Consider the following 19,675-nt stretch of genomic DNA (forward strand, 5'->3'; position numbering starts at 1 on the left):
CATACGACGAGTCAAATCAATGCTGGAACATTTAAAATAGCATAAGGAGAATTATAATATTGAGAACAATATTTGCATATTTATTTGCCTTTCTGGGCATCATCCTGTGTACTCCGTATCACCTATATCTGTACCTTCTGGCTAAGAAGGATCAGGAAAAGGCGTACCGCCATGCCCAGAAGCTGGTCAAAGGCTTCTTTGGAATAGTCATGTTCATATGCGGTGCCAGGTGCACTGTCATAGGTCTGGAACGGGTACCGAAGGATCAGCCTATTCTGTTTGTCGGCAACCACAGAAGCTTCTTTGATATACTGTGCTGTCACAACGCACTGGACAGGCCTCTGGGATTTATGTCCAAGGACGGAATCCTGAAGGTTCCTATCCTTCCATGGTATATGAAGGACATAGGATGTACATTCCTTGACAGGTCCGACCTGAAGAAGGGACTGGAGACTATCATGCAGTCGGCTGATATCGTAAAATCCGGACATTCCATGATGGTATTTCCTGAAGGACACAGAAATGACGGCGAAGAACTTCTTCCTTTCAAGGACGGAGCATACAAGATCGCACAGAAGGCCGGATGTCCTATCGTACCTGTATCCATATGCGGAACAGACAATATCATGGAGGCCAACAAGCACAACTTTATCAGAAGTCACAAGGTGGTCATCGAATTTCTTGACCCTATCGACATAAATGGCTTGAAGCCAAAGGAGCGCAAGGAGGTTCTTGAAACCATTCCGGCACTCATTCAGAAAGCAAGGGTTAAGAATCTTCCCCTTGCAACAAAAAAGTGATCAGACTATAATAATCTGATCACGGCAAGACAAAACACCAATAACTAAATATAATCAGGAGGAACTAAACATGGCATGGTGGGTATGGTTGATAATAGTTGCAGTTATACTTATCGGAGGTCTTATTGCATTATACATAGTGGGCAATAAGCTTCAGAAAAAGCAGTCTGCACAGAAGGAAATGATGAAGGAACAGGCACAGCCTGTGACGATGCTTGTCATCGACAAGAAGATGCTCCCTATGAAGGATGCCGGATTGCCTAAGATGGTAATGGAACAGACACCAAAGCGTTACCAGAAGGCCAAGATGCCTATAGTAAAGGCCAAGATCGGACCTCAGATCATGAATCTTATCTGTGATGACGGTATATATGATCAGATGCCTGTCCGCGGAGAGGTAAAGGCTATGGTCAGCGGTATCTATATCATGAGCGTCAAGAATGTTCGTGGTAAGATCGAGGAGAAGAAGGGCAAGAAGACCTTTGGTGAGAAGCTTCGTGCAAAGCAGAGAAAGTATCAGGATATGTACGATAAGGATGTAGCCGAGTCAAAGCTCAGCAAGGAGCAGAAGGCCGCAGCCAAGGCTAAGGCCAAGGAAGAAAAAGAGAGAGCTAAAAAGATCCTGAAGATGTAACAGCTTGAAAGGAGATTCCCAATATGAAGAAATGTCATATTAACCTCCGCGAACTTGGAATAGCTTTACTCGCACCGATATGCATAACTTTTGTCCATGGGCTTATTCCATCATCTCTGGTATCATGTGTTATAATAATTATTCTCTGCGGATGTATACACCATATATATCCTTGGATATTCACCACAGGAGATAACCGTAACAATAAAAACAGAACAGGAACGAGATCACTCTCATTCCTGTTCTGTTTTTGTATTTTTATACTTATTGTCATAACAGGCCTCAGTCTGCAGTTCTTTTCGACCGGAATACTGAACGCCATTGAGCTCCATCGTCCAGAGCTTCTCGGCAGTTACAGAGACATGGTTCGTTCATCATTCTCTCTAAACAACGGTATCTTCAGAGTTACAACAGTCATGCTGCTTGCACCGGTCTGTGAGGAGCTTGTGTTCAGAGGGATCTCTCTGAGTTCTTCCAGACGTGCATTTACATGCAGACATTCAGATGCCATCGCCATCCTACTGTCAGCGCTGCTGTTCGCCCTTTATCACGGCAATTTAGTCCAGTTCTGCTACGCCCTTCCCATGGGAATCCTTCTCGCGCTGCTCGCCACATGGACGTCTTCCCTGCTGCCATCGATCCTTCTTCACATAACGATCAACGTATCTTCTTATTTCACCGGGATGCTGCCATTTGCACTGCCACATACAGGCTGTATACTTGCAACTGGTATCACGTCAGCCGCAGGCTTCATCGCCCTATATCTGCTGTTGCGCCGAAGTGGCAAATCACACAAAGTATCTTGACATGTGATACACATACACTTTTTCATCGGGATCCTCTTCGTATCCTGACAACTTGATGATATTCTTCAACACAAAATACCTGCTGTCCCTCATGACTCTCTGATATTCAAATGTCGGGTAGTACAGCATTAGATATATATTTCTCGGTGCCCTGCGCACGGAATCTATTATATTGTCTATGACCTTCTTGAACACCTCCGGGGAAAATGGATTGAAGAAATAGAAATAATTATCTTCATCTGCAACCTCATACTCTTGCGCCGGAATGTTATAGAAGTTCATCCTGTCTTCCTGATCATAAAATCTGCTCTGATAACCCGCGGCATTTTCCAGAAGCTTCTCGTATATGTCAGCATCTGCCTCTATACCCGTGGCGCGGCAGTAATGCCTTGAGTTGCCATAGAACAACACACGCCCCAGTCCGCAGCCAAAATCAACAAGTGTATCCTCCGGCTCCATGGACACGGCATTGAACAGGGTCACAAGATCCCTGTAGTAAGTCGCCTGATATATATTATTCTCCTCGGTGGGCTGCTCCGCACCTATACACAGCGTCGTATCTATAGACAAAAAATCATCAAACGCCTTCTCGTCATCCATATAGCTATCCTCACTCCACGGTTATCCTGAGTACGTTAAACGATACACATTCATTGCCATAATCCATCACATACACCACGACCAGACCAAGCCCCTTTTCCGTCTCCACGAGCTGATAGCCTTCAGTGAGTATGCTTATATTCATCATACCAACCGGAGTAGAATAAAATGCCTCTCTGGTCTCTCCCGGTCTGAACGACATGGCAGCACTGACTTCGCCCTTCTTTGTCAGGTCAAGTCCTAATTTGTCAAACTTCAGCAGATTTCTCGCCGGTTTCTCAAGATCCTCATAATACTCATCGTATTTCAGGTAAAATACCCCGTCCTTCTCATGAAGGCTTCCCCTGGTAACAAGCTCTATGGGTTCAACGTTGTTCTCTTCCCTGCTCGTCCTCTGCTCTCCAACTACTGTCACAGTAACATTCTTTACCATATAAACTTCCAATCTATGTAATTTTATAAATTTATCTCTCTTTTGCCATCTCAATAAGCGTTGTGACGAGAGTCTTTATATCGTATCCCTGAGCATTCCACAGCATTGGATACATGCTTATTCCTGTAAATCCAGGAAGTGTGTTGATCTCATTGAATACAACTCTGTTTGTTCCATTCTCAAGGAAGAAATCCACTCTGGAGAGTCCGAAGCCGTCAAGTGCTTTGAATATCTTCACAGCGTCTTCCCTTATCTCGTTCTCTGCTTCCTTAGGGATGTCGGCGCCGATAACCGTTCTCGACTCAGCATTGTTGTACTTTGCATCGAAATCGTAGAACTCAGCAGCGGCAAGTATCTCGCCAACTCCCGAAGCCTTGGTATTGTCCTTGTAACCGAGGACTCCGCACTCAAGCTCACGTCCAACTATCGTCTCCTCAACGAGGATCTTGTTGTCGTGCTTTACGGCCTCATTCAGCGCATACAGAAGGCTTGCTCTGTCAGTCGCCTTATTTACACCCTTTGATGATCCGGCCTTTGAAGGCTTTACAAATACAGGGTAATCAAGCTCAGCCTCAACTCTGTCCATAGCACTGTCTATGTCGCTGAAATCCTCTGCAAGCACAGGTACAAATCTCGCCTGTGAAACACCGATGTGATCAACGATTATCTTCGTATAGAATTTATCCATGGATGCTGCCGATGCCAGAACGCCACATCCAACATATGGAATATCTGCCATCTCGAACAATCCCTGTATAGTTCCATCCTCGCCATACATACCGTGAAGTACAGGGAATATGACGTCCACCTTCTGGCGCTCCACACCTGCATCGGAGAAAACTATAAGCTCTCTTCTGGTGTCCGGTGAGATCACTGCTGTGACCTTGCTGTCATACCAGCTTCCATCCGCTATACTCTCTATATTATCTGCCTTTAACCATCTTCCATCCTTGGTAATGCCAACCAATGTCATATTATACTTTTCAAGATCAACCCCCTTGGCAACTGTCTGTACCGATATACATGAAACCTCATGCTCTGATGATCTTCCTCCAAATATTACAACCAAATTTTCCTTAGCCATGACATGTGCTCCTTATACTTTAATCCGCGGTGCACCCGGGGCACACCACAGGTCAAAGTATAACACCTGGGAATCAACTTTTCAACGTCACTTATCCCCCAGATCTATACATAATGTCTCATACATTCCGGGCGGACAGTCCTCCCCGGAATCGCCAAAATACTCATAAGAAAATCCGGAGTTTGCATCGGCATCCACGCCCCACGCATTTGCCGCGCTCTGGGCAATGTCATTTATATCCTCCATCGCCATGACAAGATTGTGGCGCATCTGTATATAACTCAGATTCTCATTGTAGTCGTCCCCAAGCCACATGCCGATCTGCTTCATGACTGTGTTGCCCACATAGCTCTCAAGCTCATCTCTCTCATCCTCAGACTTCATATCGCCATCATAATCGACCTTAAGCCTTATGACCCTTCCACTGTCATCCAGTGAATTGTTGTACATGACCGCATCCGCCATTATCTCCCTCGACACCTTATCCTTATATTTCTTCACATAAGAAACCTGTCCAAATATCACACCGCCGACAATTCCTATGAGGACACCCAGTATGGCCGCCCTGAACATTCTCCACATAAACAATACCTCCTGATCATCTAAGTCTCTATTCACATATCCCATCTCTCGCGTATGTCGCCAGACACTGGCCTTCATAGTGTGTCTTAAGATATTCATTTGTATTGTTATCCCCGATTTTCTCCAGTATATTCTGTTCTATCACCACAGTCACATAGCTTGTAGCAAATTCCTTCTCAAGTTCGGCTGCAGCCTCGTTCATTACCTGGGTATCCTCCGCTACTATATACTCCACATGACTCGTATCGAGGGACTTCGCATGACTCTCATTATAACTTCTGCAAGCATCGGCAAATGAACCGGCGTCCACCTGGTACACCCCCTCCTCGGTCAGGGAATCCTCATCGTCGTCCAGTCCTGTTATGACCAGACTGTATCTCAGCCCGCCGCCGGCAGGCTCCTCCGTGCTGCGCTCTATGATGACCGCATTCACATAGTCCACATCCTCCACCGGCTTGTATTCACACCCACTCAATATACACGCCGTCAATAACACCGCCGCCAGTCCGGCAGATTTTTTTACAGGCCATTTCCCGGCAAGTGATGCCGCCGGCAATATTATCGATAGGGGTACATCCACCAGAATAAGATATCCGGAGATGATCTTTATACGGTCCTGCTGTCCGGGCAGCATCCCGGCCCACAGGCATACGGCAAATGCAAGGACTGCCCACAATGTCTTCCACAGCCATCTGTGCCGAACACCCAGTCTGTCCACAGCGCCCCATCCACCTATGACATTTGGAACCAGTGCCATCACACCGAACACGATGACAAGGTAACACACCAGCATGAGCGGCCTGAGCTTCACTCCGCCAGGCAGTTCCATGGCTCCCACTATATATAGTATATTTTTCTCCTTAGCCATGAGCGCACCCGTGCCCAGTGTACATATCACAATTATCGAACACATAATGCCTATTATGGTACTTGTGCCTACGGCTGCACACAACATTCCTCTTCGCCTCCGAATGACGTGTATATACACCAGCACCACCGTCTCCATAGCCGAGAATCCAAGAAAAAGCAGTCCTCCCCTAGCCATGACACGGCTTATGGTGAGATTCGCCCCGCCCTCGTCTCCTATCTCAGTCACAGTCTTAAGCACTGACAGATCAAGGTTACTCACAGAAGACAGAATGACCACAGCCCCCGCCGCGACAGCGAACCAGAACACGGACTCCGCAAACCTGACCATCCCCCTTGTGCCACGGCTACCCATATACAAACATGCAAGCAGCAAGGGGATTGAGATAGCAATTACCGTGTATCTTTTCAACATTAACTGCCTGGAACATTCGGCAAGGACAAACAGCAGCAAGCCCATCCTAACGGCAGTTCTCGCCCCATAAATCAATGCAATAGTCCTATTTTTGACTTTACCGCTTTCGCTGTTCCCTCTCTCATCAATCTTCATGTATACAATATATAGTGCTATCACGTAAGCAAAAGCCATGCATAGCGTCAAAAAAAGTGACAAAATCAGGCAATTTCTTCCAAAATATGAGGGTATTAATGTAGCTACAAAAGTTATCATCCCTGGCAAAACAAGCAAAGCCATCTTAAAAAAGGCAGAAAACGTCACATTATATTTATCATTCATATCTATTTTCTCTTTCTGACCAACCTGCACCGCTCGTCAGGATTGCTCCATTTAGGTCTGTTGATCATTTTCTTTATAGGCACGCGGACAACAAAGTCCTTATATCCCTCGCCAGTGTATCCACAGGTCACGACAGGGGACATATACGGCACGCCAAAGCTGTCCAGGGATGCAAGATGAAACACGAGAACCAGCATCGCAAGGATAAATCCAAGTATTCCATAAAGTGCGCTGGTGATTATAATTACAAACTTAAGCAATCTGAAAACAGACGCAAACGCCTCATTCGGAATAGCAAATGAAGCTATAGCCGTGAGTGCCACAACTATCACAACCATGGTGCTGACTATCCCCGCCTCCACGGCTGACTGACCAACTATCAGACCGCCAACCACTCCTATCGTATTTCCAAGCTGGCTCGGCAGTCGTATCCCGGCCTCCCGGAGCAATTCAAACAAAAGCTCCATTATCAGCACTTCAACTACAACGGGGAACGATAGCTGGCTTCTCGCATCGGCTATCGCATACAGAAGCTTGTCGGGTATCAGCTCCCTGTGATAACAGGTGATCGCAATATAAAGTCCCGGTAGTCCCACCGCAATGAACGCTGCCACATACCTTATCATTCTGGCAAATGTCGCCACCGGCCATCTGTTATAATAATCGTCCGCCGTCTGAAACAGAGTGTTGATGGTGGCTGGAGCAATTATGACCTCAGGGGAATTGTCAAACACAACGACAACCCTGCCCTCCACCAGAGCCGCGGCCGCCTTGTCAGGTCTTGTGGTCGCCTGGTATATCGGAAATATCTCCTGCCATTTCTTCTCCATCAGATGTTCAGCCATACCGCTGTCAAACACCGCATCTATCTCATACTTATCGATGGTGTCCCTTATCTGCTGTACCAGCTCAGGCTCCGCTATATCTTCCATATAGAATATCCCGTACTCTGTTCTGGATCTGACGCCCATTGTCCCCTGTTCCAGCTTCAGATGTACGTCCTTGATCCTTCTCCTTATCAGAGCTGTGGATGTCCTAAAGTTCTCATTGAAGCTGTCCCTCGGCCCTCTCATTCCTCCCTCGGTGGAGCTTTCCTCTATACCTCTCACAGGGAAATGTTTCGATGACACTACTATTGCCTGATCGCTCCCGGATACAAATATAGCCGTATCCCCCCTGAGAACCGCCCTGACAACGTTGTCCATGTCACTTTCCTGGGTATAATCCGCCGTCTGACCCTCGCAGGAGATTATATGCTCCCACAGATCTGCCGTATCTTTATTCCGCCATTCCCAGGTTATTGGTTTTATTAATGTGTTCTCAATCAACTCATGATCGCACAGTCCATCTATATACACCACGTATATTGCCGGATCATCTCCCCAGGCACAGCGGTCCAGATCAAACCTTCGCTCCACGATATCGCTCCAGTTACCGAACATTGTCTCAATTTGTGTGATGTTTTCGTCTATTTTTTTACTGATTGAAGCCATCGTCCGCCGTAAACACCTCCAACATACCGTTTATCTTCTGTAATCTATCTTGTCCAACGGATGAGTTTTTATTCAGACATACACGTAAAAAGGCGGAACACGTTTTCACGCATTCCGCCTCTTATACAGGTATTTATTATTATGCATATTGTTATTTCTGTGCTATGACAACATTTGCGATCACAATCTGTTCCTGATCGTATATATGTATACGGGTTATCTCCTTGGCTTTCTCTTCATCCCTGGCTATTATCGCATTCATGAGAGCCTCATGCTCCGCTATAAGCTTGTCGTGATAGCTGAAATCCTTTACATACTCCACGCGGTATCTGTACACCTGCTCACGAAGACTCTGGGACATGCTGATCAGTCTCGGATTGTTCGTCATGTCCATTATAGTATTGTGAAATGCAACATCCGCATCTACTATCTCCGGGATTATCTTGGAGCTTACCGCTTTCTTAAAGTCGGCATAGGACTGCTTCAACCGCTCTTTTCCCTCGTCGTCTATCCTTTTGCAGGCAAGCCCTGCCGCAAGATCCTCAAGCGCCATCCTGATCTCAAGCGCATCGCTCAGATCCTTTGCCGTTATCCTGGCAACCTCTGCTCCCCTTCTCGGGATCATGACCACAAGCCCTTCAAGCTCAAGCATTCTCATGGCCTCCCTGACAGGGGTACGGCTTACGCCAAGCCTCTTCGCAAGAGTGACCTCCATAAGTCTCTCCCCCGGCTCAAACTCACCGTGAACTATAGCATTTCTCAAAGTCTTAAACACTACCTCTCGAAGGGGCAGGTACTCATCCATATTCAATCTAAGATCCATCACATACCTCTTCTTATGTTATACGGGCTGACGGCATACGCAGCCTGTATCTCGTCCTTTTCACGCAGCATATCTACTACCCTTTGTGCCAGTTCTTTATCCCTGTTGTCATATATTCCGAACACTGTCGGCCCACTGCCACTCATGAGCACTCCCATGGAGTCGTTCTCCGCTATGAGCTTCTTGACTGAATCTATCACAGGATTTGCAGGTATCGTAACCGTCTCGAGCACATTTGCCATTCTGTCTGTTATTCCCTTCAGATCTCCGGTCTTGAGTGCATCCGCCATGCCATCGATATCTGGATGCTCCTCCAGCAGATCCACCTTCAGGTTCTGGTATACCCATTTTGTGGACACTCCGATCGCCGGCTTCGCTATGACGATCAGGCAGTCCGGCATAGGTGGAAGTGGTGTAAGGATCTCTCCTATTCCCTCCGAGAGTGCCGTACCCTGCATGATACAGTAAGGCACATCTGCGCCGAGCTTCACTCCATGTTCCATGAGCTGTTCATCGGAAAGGTTCAGTCCAAACAGCATATTCATCGCCTTGAGGGCTGCCGCTGCATCAGCGCTTCCCCCTGCCATTCCGGCTGCAACCGGTATGTGTTTATCCACGGTTACATGAACACCCTTGTCTATTCCATATATATCCTTCATCATCCGGCACGCCTTGTATATGATGTTATCCTTCACATCCGGCAGCTCCGACGAATCCGATGTTATAACGATCTCGTCTGTGGTGACATCGCAAAATGTCAGTTCATCCCACAGATCGACCGTCTGCATGATCATTTTCACCTCATGATATCCATCCTCACGTCTCCTGACCACGTCGAGACCGAGGTTTATCTTTCCATATGCCTTTAATGATATTTCCATTTTCTCTCCTGTCCGTGACATTTCCCCTGCAGCTTTTCAGCCTGCGATCACTTTTTTCTAACAGAATATCCAAATTTGCCGAGTTTGTCGCCAAGTGCAAAATACTCTCCATGTGAATATGCGACAAGTCCCGTGCTGTTGAGGTTGAATTTGCCGGTCTTATCCATGTATTCATCACTTATCTGGACTCCGACCACCTCAGCGATAAACATGTGGTGGGATCCAAGCTCAACTACCTGCTTTACCTTGCACTCTACGTTCACCGGACTCTCCTCTATAGCCGGGCATGACACATTCACGCCGTCACATGCATGGAGGTTCATCTCCTTGAATTTATCCACGTCTCTTCCTGACTTCACACCACAATAATCAGTTGCAAATGCCAGTTTCTCGGTGACGAGATTTATGGTAAATTCTCCTGTCTCCTTGATTATGTCGTAGGAATATCTCTCCGGACGCACCGATATGGACACCATTGCAGGATCGCTGCATATGGTACCGGCCCACGCTATCGTCACTATGTTTGGCTTCTCTCCCGGTCTCTGGCAGCTCACCATAACTGCCGGAACCGGATACAACATATTTCCTGGTTTCCAATTCTGTTTTGCCATGTCTATACCTCTTTCTCTATTGACCTTCAACTCATTTTCAGCCACTTTCAGTCACTGTGGCGCAACGCACCACAGTGCTGATATCTCAAGCTGTCAATTGTTCGTATTTTGTATATTGTATACATTATACATAATAATACATGCCAGTGCATAAAATTACAACCGCATACAGCGCTCTTTATTTATCTTATTTTATTGACAGCGGATTTATTACTATAATATGAATGATCTGTCCCGGTGTTACACAAGGAAATGCAGACAAAAAAAATGATCACCCGGAAGATCATTCCAGATAATCACTTATTATTCCCTGTGCCGTTTCGCTGTCATCGGACACCATGTATACCACAAATGTATCATGCACATACAGAACCGCATCATCAAGTCTGGCGGCCTCCGACGATTTGTAATCAAGGTACATCTGCAACTGTGAGTCGCGTCTTTTCTTCATGTCCGCCAGTATGCCCTGGGCATCGACCGTTGACGACGCCTGAAATACTGCGAGCTCCTCGGCGGTGGCTCCCGTTGACATGTACACTGCACTGTCCTGCACCTGAGCGCTGTCTATACCATAATATCTGAGCGCCGTCTCAGAGGAGACCTCCTCCACGGAATCCTCAAACTTCACGTTCTGCATGAGCATATCAGCCAGAGAGTGCACATCCGGCGTATCTGCCTCGTCGTCTCCATTTCCTGCGCATCCCGCAAGCGAACAGATCACCAGACAGCATGCAAGCAAATATATTATTCTTTTTATCATATGCCTCCGTCTCCACTATCTTCTGACATACACGTTCTTTCTGATGTAGTCCATCATCTTGAGACAATATTTCTTATTACAATGTTTTCCATCTATTCCCGCATCCTCCGGCAGAACACCATCCACAGACACGCTGTGAGCCACATCGAGATAGATCACCTGGTCGTAGCTGCCACACATCTCCTGCATGAGAGAATTGAGCTTGTCCACACCCGGGTTGTTATACACCTGGTCTTTTGATGAAAGCTCCGCCGATACAGGAATTACTGACATCACATATACATTTGCCGCAGGCTGTAACTGGGAGATCTGATCCAGTAAAGTCTTGTAGGCCAACATGTACCGCTCGTTATACCACGAAAGCTCCTCAAGCCCAAATGAAATGTATATATTCTCATAGCTCTTCATGCCAAGCATCTCGACAACCGTACACTGTTCTCCTGAATCGCAAGTGAACATCTTGGTATTAGCGACCTTCTCTATGTCCAGATTCTTCGCCACACACATATCCCAGTTGTCTACACCGCTGTACAGTCCCAGCGCCTCGGCTCTGGAATCACCTATGAGCAGAGATGTCGAGAAATACTGGTCATCCGTGGCATTCGCCGGCATGTATATATTGCTGTCATATTTGTCCGCTCCCTTGCCGCTCACATCAGGGTTGGTGTAATTGACAAATTGTACATACTGACCATTTCGCTGATCCGGAATGGCCGCATCCTCCGCAGTTGCCAGATACTGCTGTGCAGCCCCCTCCGTGTCACTGTATGACATATCCTGAGTGCTGCTCTCACTTATATCTGCCGATGTTCCGCTCTCAGGCTGGAACTCCTCCTGGCCGTTCACATTCTTTTTCAGGTTGCCCTGTCCAAGCGCAAATATCATTATAACTGCGACGACCACTCCTATTCCGCTCTCGACGAGTTTCATTCTGCGGTGATGCCGCTGTCTGTATATCTTTTTTCTATAATCAGTGTTATTATTCTTAGTCACTTTCGACCTCCGAATTAACTAACTTTCATGTCTTTCGCAAAATATCCTATGATAGTATAGCAATTAATGATAAAATAATCAAGAACGCCGCGTTTTGTGAACCTCATTGTTGCCATACAATTTTTTCCGTGTTACTATTTCACATAGGAAAGTTCAATGTTTTTGCGGATTTCAGCATACAACTCAAACACAACATATTTATAGAAGAGGAGAACACGATGAACACTACAGCACGTACAATAGACTACAAGGGCGAGACTTGTATTGAACTTATATCAGGCGATTACCGTGCACTGATCGCACCATTTAACGGGAGCAACATTATGAAGATGGAGAACACAGCTCTGGATATTGATATATTCAGGAACGATCCTTCCCTGACTCCTGCACAGCTCAAAGCAGCAGCAGAGATCTACGGAATGCCTACCCTGTATCTCCCTAACAGACTGTCACACGGCAACTTAAGAACCTCCGATGCCATGTATCATTTCCCATGCAATGATCCTCTCGGCAACCATCTCCACGGTTTCCTTCATCTCAGAAACCACAGCATAGAGAGCGTGTCAGTGGATGGAGACAAGGCCATCGGCAAGACTTCATATGTATATGATGAGAAGGATGAGTTTTTCGCTACATACCCTGTGAGCTTCAGAGCAGACTTCACATTCACTCTTGCTCCGGACGGTATGCACTACGAGTTCACACTCACCAACCTCTCCGACAAGCAGATGCCATACGGCGTATGTAACCACGTTGCATTCAAGGGGCCTTTCACAAGCACAGGAAAGGGCGAGGATGTACGTCTCTGTGTACCTGTTGGAGACAAATGGGAGCTTGATGAGCACGCTATCCCTACAGAGAAGAACCTTCCTATAACAGATTACGATCTCCAGTACAAGAACGGAACCATGGTACCTGTTCTGAAGGACATCGACAACGATCTCTACACAGCGGAGATGAACGAGCTGGACGGCAAGCCTTTCTACGGAGTATACGCAACTGATGTTGCCACAGGCAAGAAGGTCTGCTATGAGGTTGACGACACAATGAAATTCTGGATCATGTGGAACGATCACGGCGACAAGGGTTACTTCTGTCCTGAGCCAATGAGCTGGAATATTGACGCTCCAAATCTCTCAGGAGCACCGGAGATCACAGGCTACACAGAGCTTGCTCCAGGCGAGTCCAAGACAGTAAAAGAAAGAATATTCACAATGGCATAAAACATGACATTTTCTATGGAACGGTCTCCCGTCGGAGGCCGTTCTTTCATATTATTAATTTTTCCCCTGTCTCGTTGTTTTTCTCCCCCCGGTATAATAAAATTATTATAATACCATATGCAAGGAGGGATTCTATGAAAAAGATACTTAGATTTTTACTGGTTTTCGCGGCAATGTTCTGTATGACATGCTTCACAGCATTTGCAGAAGATACCGACGATCCAGACACATACTATCTGGAGTTTGATGCAGCAGGAGGACAGTTATCAGGGGAGACTTCCACTGTGATAAGCAGCCCATCAGCAGAATTTACGACTGTTGACCTGTCAAAGTACAAGCCGGAGAAAGACGGCTTTACATTCACCGGATGGTACAACGACAAGACAAAGGTCACCAGCATTGACACATCATACTTCCAGTCTACAAACCGTATAAAGCTGACAGCGATGTACACCAAGGACAGCTTCTCCGGTTCAGGACTCACCTTCACACTGAATGCAAATGGAGGCAAGCTCGGAGATGCGGACAGCGGAACATATGACTTTGATGTAGCAGGATCAGGATATGGCGTGGCACTGAACGACTACGCACCGACCCGTGAGGGCTATGAGTTCAAGGGCTGGAACACGAAGTCCGACGGATCAGGCAAGACCGTGAACATCATATACACCTCTTCCTTTGAGAAGGCGGCAGATAACGGATATGAGTATTCCGATACTGATGACTCATCGGCTAAAAGAAACCTGGTATTTTATGCGATGTGGAAATCAGGCTCTGCTCCTACAGGCACCATCAGCATGGGCGATAAGAGCTGGAACGGTCTCCAGGATGTATCATCATTTGAGCAGTATTACAACAAGGCCCAGAAGGTTACCATCACCTGTGACAACAACTCCGACCCTTCCATCACAGTCGGCTACCTGATAAGCGACTCAGCTCTGTCATCGGACGATCTGGGTGCAGCAACATTTACCGAGTATAAGAAAGCATTTTCCATAAAGGACGAGGGCAAATATGTTGTATACGCAAAGCTTTCATCAGAGGACGGCAAAACAACATACTTATCCACAGATGGTTTCATCATCGACACACACGCGCCAAAGGTCACAGGAATCGCCGACGGAGAGACTTACTGCCTGTCAGCCGTGATGACCGTGAAGGAATCCCATCTGGCAAAGGTCACAGTGAACGGCGAGGAGAAACCCCTTGACGACGATCACTCACTTGCTCTGGAAGCCACAGATGGTGAGCAGACCATCATCGTATCCGACAAGGCGGGAAATGAAGCCAAATTGACTGTAACAATAAACAAGAAACACACCGCAGAAACCGACGACGGTGACTGCACGACACCTCAGAAATGCCGCTACTGCGGTGAGATCGTCGTGGAGGGCAAGAGCAGCCACGACCTCGGCAACTGGACAAGTGATGGCAACGGCAAAACCCACTCCCGCAAATGCAAGAACAAGGGCTGTGGATATAAGGTCATCCAGGACTGCTCCGGCGGAACCGCAACCTGCCAGAAGAAGGCAGTGTGCTCTGTGTGCGGCAATAGCTACGGCAAACTCAGCACAACGAACCACACAGACCTTAAGAAAACTGATTATGTAGCAGCAACCACCTCCAGCAAGGGCAATATAGAATACTGGTATTGCTCAGCCTGCAAGAAATATTTCAGCAACAAGGGCTGTACAAAGGAGATAAGCAAGGCTGACACAGTCATCGACAAGGCAGCACCCGAGATCATCGGCGGCAAGGGAAGCAAATGGAGCAAGACCAGCAAGAACACTATCAAGTTCAGATCGAACGCTGAGTACGCTGACTTTGTCTGTGTCCTCATAGATGACAAGGAACTTGACCCTTCATATTACAACAAGAAAGAGGGAAGCATCATAATCGAGCTCAAGACGAGCTATCTTGAATCCCTCTCGGTCGGAAGCCACACCATAACCATCAGATCCAAGACCGGAGATGCTGTGACAACATTTACAGTGTCCAAGAAGGAGACTTCCACAACCACACAGACAACTACCAGAGCCACAACCGAGGCGACAACGGCAAGTACGACCGAGGTCACCACAGAGTATAGAAATACATTTACCCCTGTGACGACCGAGGCGACCACAACTGAGATATCCACGATAGAGCGTACCACAACCGAGACGACCACTGAGGTCACAACAGAAAAGAGCACACTCACCGTGGGCAGCTACTCTTCCACTGATAAGAGTAAAAGCAAGGTACATAACCTGCAGCTCATAATCCTTATAACAGTGCTTGCGACCATTCTCATCTCGTTTGTGATAATCATAATTTCAGGTATGAAGAAGAAATAATACCGAAAAGTCCAATAAGGCAGCACGTCAGAATAGTCAGCGGCATAGACTGAAGGTAGGTAACAGCATGAACATAAGAAACGACCGTGGCATCCATAAAAGACATCGCCCAGAGCGTCGGACCCATTCTTTACAGAACTGCTGCATGTCATAGAGAGTGAGATCCACAAGAACGGATGCATCCTGTCCAAGGTATGGTATCGGTCCATCTTCTCCAACGACAGGAGATGCAGGTATGAGAACGTGGATTCTGTAATCCGCAGGATGTGCGAGGAAGCCCAGTACACAACTCCGATGCTGACCACCGTGGAGATATCCAAGACGGACATGGGGCACTTCGCCCTGCAGCTTCTAATGGACAGACTCAAGGGCGGTCACAAGGGAGTCACAAGAATTGAGCTCCAGTGCAAGCTCATCAAGAGAGATAGCTGCACACTGGCAGAAGACAGCAAATGGTGCGAATATTACATTTAATATCCGCACCATTTGTCGTCTGTTCATGTATCCATGTCCATATATTCAGTTTCTGTATTCAATATCTGTATCCAGCAATTATCCTTCTCGTGACTACTCTGTCGTATCATCTGTAGTCGTATCTCCCGTAGTCATAACTGTTCCGCCGAGATACCACTCTCCATCCTTCTCATAACAAATGATATCCATGTCCAGATCATACGGTGAAGTCTGACCCTGGAATGTCATCATTATCTTTCCGGTAACTGGAATGACATAACCCTTTGATATACCTGCTTCCTTCTGGGTCTTTCCATATACAGTGCTGCTGACTGCCGCCAGATCGCTGGACTCTGCCACATGCCCATCACCCATGGTATAGCTGACTGTATATTCTATATTATTTTCCTTATAAGTCTGGAACACAGTGACCAGATTCTTTGACGAATCGCTGTCTATGGTATCAGGATCCATAACACTCTCCACCTTGTCAAGATCCGCTTCCTCAAGGCCCTCCATGTAGGTCTTTATCAAATCCTCGCTCTCTGATTTTCCGGTCATATTTTTTCTGGCGACTATGTATATCACCACTACTATCACTGCTAACACGATCGCACCAAGTGCTATAAACAGCTTCTTTTTACCTTCTTTTCTGCTCTCCTCCATAAGCTGTATATCACGATCGTCCAGCTCCATATCATCCATTCCGCTTCCGCCTACATAATTCTTAGTTTCATTTTTTCCCATAGTAAATAACTCCTATACTGTTTTGATATTACACAGTATAACACAGCATAAGCATCAATTAATTACTCAAATACATGAATTAATACATTTAGTAATTGTGCAATTTTCACTATAACTTTGTTGTGTTTTAAAGTCTTTTATTATATAATCAGAGTGTATGGCTGACTTTAAGGGAGAATTTAGCACAAGTCGATACAAAAGCGGCTTCAGGGGGGCTGGCATAGCCATCTGGAAGCCTTCACAAAACATTGGAAGGAAGGTATATGCTACATGAAATTTGGTTATTTTGATGATGCCAACAAGGAGTATGTCATCACATCTCCTAGAACTCCTTATCCTTGGATCAACTACCTTGGAACACAGGATTTCTTTTCACTGATCTCCAACACTGCAGGAGGTTACAGCTTCTACAAGGACGCTCGTCTTCGTAGAATCACAAGATATCGTTATAACAACGTGCCTATAGATATGGGCGGACGTTATTTCTATATCAACGACAATGGTACAATATGGAATCCGGGATGGTCACCGGTAAAGACAGAGCTTGACGAGTATCAGTGTCGTCATGGTATGGGATATACAATCATCACAGGTAAGAAGAATGACCTTAAGGCTGAGGTTACTTTCTTTGTTCCTCAGAACTACGCTGGAGAGGTTCAGCAGGTCGTTCTTACAAATGAAGGCTCAGAGGAGAAGACATTCTCATTCTTCTCATTTGAGGAGTGGTGTCTCTGGGATGCACAGGATGACTGCACCAACTTCCAGAGAAACTTCAGTACAGGTCGTGTAGAGGTTGTCGGATCAACTATCTACCACAAGACAGAGTACAGAGACAGACGTGACCACTTCGCATTCTACACAGTGAATGACGAGATCGATGGTTACGATACAGACAGAGATTCATTCATCGGACTTTACAACGGCTTCCACAACCCACAGGCTGTTGAGGCTGGCAAGTCAAATGATTCATTTGCTGATGGATGGTCGCCTATCGCTTCACACTACAAGAAGATCACTCTTGCTCCAGGCGAGACAAAGACTCTTGTATTTATACTTGGATATGTTGAGATGCCTGTTGACCAGAAGTTCGAGGCAGACGGCAAGACTATCAATAAGGTAAAGGCTCTCGAGATGATCGAGAAGTACAACACTCCTGAGAAGGTTGCTGCAGGTCTTGAGGAGCTCAAGGAGCACTGGAACAGACTGTTGAGCATTCTCAACGTCAACACACCTGATGACAAGGTTAACCGTATGGTCAACATCTGGAATCAGTATCAGTGTATGGTTACATTCAACCTTTCACGTTCAGCTTCATACTTCGAGTCAGGTATCGGCCGTGGTATGGGATTCCGTGATTCCAACCAGGATGTGCTTGGATTTGTTCATCAGATCCCTGATCGTGCAAGAGAGAGAATCATCGATATAGCTTCAACACAGTTCCCAGACGGTGGATGCTACCATCAGTACCAGCCACTTACCAAGAAGGGTAACGCAGATATCGGTGGAGACTTCTCAGATGATCCATTATGGCTGATCCTTTCAGTTTCAGCTTATATCAAGGAGACTGGCGACTGGGGCATCCTTGACGAGATGGTTCCATATGACAACGATATGTCAATTGCAAAGCCTATGCTTGACCACCTCAAGGTTTCATTCTACAAGATCGTGAACAACCTTGGACCACACGGACTTCCACTTGCAATGAGAGCTGACTGGAACGATTGTATCAACCTTTCATGCTTCTCAGATACACCAGGTGAGAGCTTCCAGACATACACCAACCCTAAGTTCGCTGCTGAGGGTGGATACTCAAAGGTTGCTGAGTCAGTTATGGTTGCTACACTCTTCACATATGCAGGTCCTAACTACGTTGCTATCCTTAAGCACCTTGGAATGGACGCTGAGGCTGATGCTGCTCAGGCTGAGATCGACAAGATGAAGGCCAACATCATGGAGTCAGCATGGGACGGCGACTGGTTCCTCAGAGCTTACGATGCAAACGGTGAGAAGATGGGATCCAAGGAGTGCGAGGAAGGTCAGATCTTCATCGAGCCACAGGGATTCGCTATCATGTCAGACATCGGTAAGGATCAGGGCTGCGACAAGAAGACTCTTGCTGCAATCGATGAGAGACTTAATACACAGCACGGACTTGTACTCAACAACCCAGCATTTACAAAGTATTACATCCAGTATGGTGAGATTTCTACATACCCAGGTGGATACAAGGAGAATGCCGGAATCTTCACACATAACAATGCATGGATCATCTGTGCTGCTGCTTACGCAGGTGCCGGTGATCAGGCATTTAAGTACTACTCAGAGATAGCTCCAGCTTTCACTGAGGAGACATCAGATATACACAAGACTGAGCCATATGTATACGGCCAGATGATCGGTGGTAAGGATGCCGGATCTGATATCGGCAAGCCGGGCAACCACTTCGGTCAGGGTAAGAACTCATGGCTGACTGGTACTGCTGCTTGGAACATGGTAGCTATATCACAGTACATCCTTGGTATCTCAGCAGACTTCGATGGTCTGAAGATCGATCCATCAATTCCTGCTGCATGGGATGGAATGACAGCTACACGTCAGTTCCGTGGTGCTACATACGACATCAAGGTTTCTAACCCAGCTCACATCAACAAGGGCGTTAAGAGCGTACTCGTTGATGGCAACGCTATCGAGGGCAACGTTATCCCAGCATTTGGCGATGGCAAGACTCACTCAGTAGAGGTTGTAATGGGCTAATATAGACCGTGGATTATAAAGCACATTTAAGAAAATATACGTAAGTATATAGTGCAAAA

The 19,675-nt window shown here is 46.6% G+C and carries 19 protein-coding genes; 7 read left to right on the top strand and 12 right to left on the bottom strand.

Features of this window, described 5'->3' with window-relative positions; all coding sequences use genetic code 11:
• The first annotated feature begins 59 nt into the window (after positions 1-59).
• The 3 genes from DXD11_RS04745 (at position 60) to DXD11_RS04755 (ending at position 2,240) form a co-directional block, all read left to right on the top strand.
• The gene (locus DXD11_RS04745) at positions 60-800 is read left to right on the top strand and encodes a lysophospholipid acyltransferase family protein (protein WP_118757880.1); all 741 of its coding nucleotides are present in this window, start codon (positions 60-62) and stop codon (positions 798-800) included.
• 70 nt (positions 801-870) lie between these two features.
• Positions 871-1,434, top strand: a complete 564-nt coding sequence (locus DXD11_RS04750; RefSeq protein ID WP_022217333.1) for a hypothetical protein — start codon at positions 871-873, stop codon at positions 1,432-1,434.
• Positions 1,435-1,457: 23 nt separating this feature from the next.
• Positions 1,458-2,240, top strand: coding sequence for a CPBP family glutamic-type intramembrane protease (locus DXD11_RS04755; protein ID WP_022217334.1), 783 nt, complete (start codon positions 1,458-1,460; stop codon positions 2,238-2,240).
• Here the strand turns inward: DXD11_RS04755 and DXD11_RS04760 are convergent.
• From DXD11_RS04760 to DXD11_RS04810, 11 genes are all read right to left on the bottom strand, one after another.
• Complete coding sequence (locus DXD11_RS04760) at positions 2,223-2,840, bottom strand: histone methylation protein DOT1 (RefSeq protein ID WP_015534489.1); 618 nt, start codon at positions 2,838-2,840, stop codon at positions 2,223-2,225. The genes DXD11_RS04755 and DXD11_RS04760 overlap by 18 nt on opposite strands.
• Before the next feature lie 10 nt (positions 2,841-2,850).
• Positions 2,851-3,273: a DUF1934 domain-containing protein gene (locus tag DXD11_RS04765; protein ID WP_055280406.1), complete on the bottom strand. Its 423-nt coding sequence runs from the start codon at positions 3,271-3,273 to the stop codon at positions 2,851-2,853.
• Positions 3,274-3,304: 31 nt separating this feature from the next.
• Positions 3,305-4,357 carry a D-alanine--D-alanine ligase family protein gene (locus DXD11_RS04770; RefSeq protein ID WP_022217335.1) on the bottom strand — a complete coding sequence of 351 codons (1,053 nt, stop codon included), beginning with the start codon at positions 4,355-4,357 and terminating at the stop codon, positions 3,305-3,307.
• Positions 4,358-4,444: 87 nt separating this feature from the next.
• Positions 4,445-4,939 (bottom strand): hypothetical protein, encoded by a 495-nt coding sequence (locus tag DXD11_RS04775; RefSeq protein WP_022217336.1) that lies wholly within the window; start codon positions 4,937-4,939, stop codon positions 4,445-4,447.
• A gap of 28 nt (positions 4,940-4,967) precedes the next feature.
• Positions 4,968-6,161, bottom strand: coding sequence for a hypothetical protein (locus DXD11_RS04780; protein WP_147360972.1), 1,194 nt, complete (start codon positions 6,159-6,161; stop codon positions 4,968-4,970).
• A gap of 383 nt (positions 6,162-6,544) precedes the next feature.
• Positions 6,545-8,035 carry a spore germination protein gene (locus DXD11_RS04785; protein WP_118757882.1) on the bottom strand — a complete coding sequence of 497 codons (1,491 nt, stop codon included), beginning with the start codon at positions 8,033-8,035 and terminating at the stop codon, positions 6,545-6,547.
• Positions 8,036-8,186: 151 nt separating this feature from the next.
• Positions 8,187-8,858 (bottom strand): GntR family transcriptional regulator, encoded by a 672-nt coding sequence (locus DXD11_RS04790; RefSeq protein WP_015534484.1) that lies wholly within the window; start codon positions 8,856-8,858, stop codon positions 8,187-8,189.
• Complete coding sequence (gene ispE / locus DXD11_RS04795) at positions 8,858-9,739, bottom strand: 4-(cytidine 5'-diphospho)-2-C-methyl-D-erythritol kinase (RefSeq protein WP_022217339.1); 882 nt, start codon at positions 9,737-9,739, stop codon at positions 8,858-8,860. The genes DXD11_RS04790 and ispE overlap by 1 nt, the downstream gene beginning before the upstream one ends.
• A 47-nt stretch (positions 9,740-9,786) precedes the next feature.
• Positions 9,787-10,350 carry a flavin reductase family protein gene (locus DXD11_RS04800; RefSeq protein WP_015534482.1) on the bottom strand — a complete coding sequence of 188 codons (564 nt, stop codon included), beginning with the start codon at positions 10,348-10,350 and terminating at the stop codon, positions 9,787-9,789.
• Between the two features lie 283 nt (positions 10,351-10,633).
• A complete protein-coding gene (locus DXD11_RS04805; RefSeq protein ID WP_118757883.1) occupies positions 10,634-11,110 on the bottom strand; it encodes a DUF4358 domain-containing protein in 477 nt (158 codons plus the stop codon).
• Between the two features lie 15 nt (positions 11,111-11,125).
• Positions 11,126-12,103 carry a hypothetical protein gene (locus tag DXD11_RS04810; protein WP_118757884.1) on the bottom strand — a complete coding sequence of 326 codons (978 nt, stop codon included), beginning with the start codon at positions 12,101-12,103 and terminating at the stop codon, positions 11,126-11,128.
• Positions 12,104-12,321: 218 nt separating this feature from the next.
• Here DXD11_RS04810 and DXD11_RS04815 point away from each other — a divergent pair, with 218 nt between their 5' ends.
• The 3 genes from DXD11_RS04815 to DXD11_RS04825 all read left to right on the top strand — a co-directional run bounded on the left by DXD11_RS04815 (position 12,322) and on the right by DXD11_RS04825 (position 16,136).
• The gene (locus DXD11_RS04815; RefSeq protein WP_015534480.1) at positions 12,322-13,326 is read left to right on the top strand and encodes an aldose 1-epimerase; all 1,005 of its coding nucleotides are present in this window, start codon (positions 12,322-12,324) and stop codon (positions 13,324-13,326) included.
• A gap of 134 nt (positions 13,327-13,460) precedes the next feature.
• Positions 13,461-15,662: an InlB B-repeat-containing protein gene (locus DXD11_RS04820; protein WP_118757885.1), complete on the top strand. Its 2,202-nt coding sequence runs from the start codon at positions 13,461-13,463 to the stop codon at positions 15,660-15,662.
• 243 nt (positions 15,663-15,905) lie between these two features.
• Positions 15,906-16,136, top strand: coding sequence for a substrate-binding domain-containing protein (locus DXD11_RS04825; RefSeq protein ID WP_243105809.1), 231 nt, complete (start codon positions 15,906-15,908; stop codon positions 16,134-16,136).
• A 93-nt stretch (positions 16,137-16,229) separates the two neighbouring features.
• Here the strand turns inward: DXD11_RS04825 and DXD11_RS04830 are convergent, their stop codons facing one another.
• Positions 16,230-16,862 (bottom strand): hypothetical protein, encoded by a 633-nt coding sequence (locus tag DXD11_RS04830; RefSeq protein ID WP_118757887.1) that lies wholly within the window; start codon positions 16,860-16,862, stop codon positions 16,230-16,232.
• 270 nt (positions 16,863-17,132) lie between these two features.
• Here DXD11_RS04830 and DXD11_RS04835 point away from each other — a divergent pair, with 270 nt between their 5' ends.
• The gene (locus DXD11_RS04835; RefSeq protein ID WP_015534474.1) at positions 17,133-19,616 is read left to right on the top strand and encodes a GH36-type glycosyl hydrolase domain-containing protein; all 2,484 of its coding nucleotides are present in this window, start codon (positions 17,133-17,135) and stop codon (positions 19,614-19,616) included.
• Positions 19,617-19,675: the final 59 nt, after the last annotated feature.

The sequence above is a fragment of the Coprococcus sp. TF11-13 genome (assembly GCF_003481085.1).
Classification (GTDB): domain Bacteria; phylum Bacillota; class Clostridia; order Lachnospirales; family Lachnospiraceae; genus Coprococcus; species Coprococcus aceti.

Coding starts and splice junctions, on each gene's coding strand:
- DXD11_RS04750 (WP_022217333.1), top strand. CDS start 871: ATGGCATGGTGGGTATGGTTGATAATAGTTGCAGTTATACTTATCGGA.
- DXD11_RS04755 (WP_022217334.1), top strand. CDS start 1,458: ATGAAGAAATGTCATATTAACCTCCGCGAACTTGGAATAGCTTTACTC.
- DXD11_RS04760 (WP_015534489.1), bottom strand. CDS start 2,840: ATGGATGACGAGAAGGCGTTTGATGATTTTTTGTCTATAGATACGACG.
- DXD11_RS04765 (WP_055280406.1), bottom strand. CDS start 3,273: ATGGTAAAGAATGTTACTGTGACAGTAGTTGGAGAGCAGAGGACGAGC.
- DXD11_RS04770 (WP_022217335.1), bottom strand. CDS start 4,357: ATGGCTAAGGAAAATTTGGTTGTAATATTTGGAGGAAGATCATCAGAG.
- DXD11_RS04775 (WP_022217336.1), bottom strand. CDS start 4,939: ATGTGGAGAATGTTCAGGGCGGCCATACTGGGTGTCCTCATAGGAATT.
- DXD11_RS04780 (WP_147360972.1), bottom strand. CDS start 6,161: ATGGGTAGCCGTGGCACAAGGGGGATGGTCAGGTTTGCGGAGTCCGTG.
- DXD11_RS04785 (WP_118757882.1), bottom strand. CDS start 8,035: ATGGCTTCAATCAGTAAAAAAATAGACGAAAACATCACACAAATTGAG.
- DXD11_RS04790 (WP_015534484.1), bottom strand. CDS start 8,858: ATGGATCTTAGATTGAATATGGATGAGTACCTGCCCCTTCGAGAGGTA.
- ispE (WP_022217339.1), bottom strand. CDS start 9,739: ATGGAAATATCATTAAAGGCATATGGAAAGATAAACCTCGGTCTCGAC.
- DXD11_RS04800 (WP_015534482.1), bottom strand. CDS start 10,350: ATGGCAAAACAGAATTGGAAACCAGGAAATATGTTGTATCCGGTTCCG.
- DXD11_RS04805 (WP_118757883.1), bottom strand. CDS start 11,110: ATGATAAAAAGAATAATATATTTGCTTGCATGCTGTCTGGTGATCTGT.
- DXD11_RS04815 (WP_015534480.1), top strand. CDS start 12,322: ATGAACACTACAGCACGTACAATAGACTACAAGGGCGAGACTTGTATT.
- DXD11_RS04820 (WP_118757885.1), top strand. CDS start 13,461: ATGAAAAAGATACTTAGATTTTTACTGGTTTTCGCGGCAATGTTCTGT.
- DXD11_RS04830 (WP_118757887.1), bottom strand. CDS start 16,862: ATGGGAAAAAATGAAACTAAGAATTATGTAGGCGGAAGCGGAATGGAT.
- DXD11_RS04835 (WP_015534474.1), top strand. CDS start 17,133: ATGAAATTTGGTTATTTTGATGATGCCAACAAGGAGTATGTCATCACA.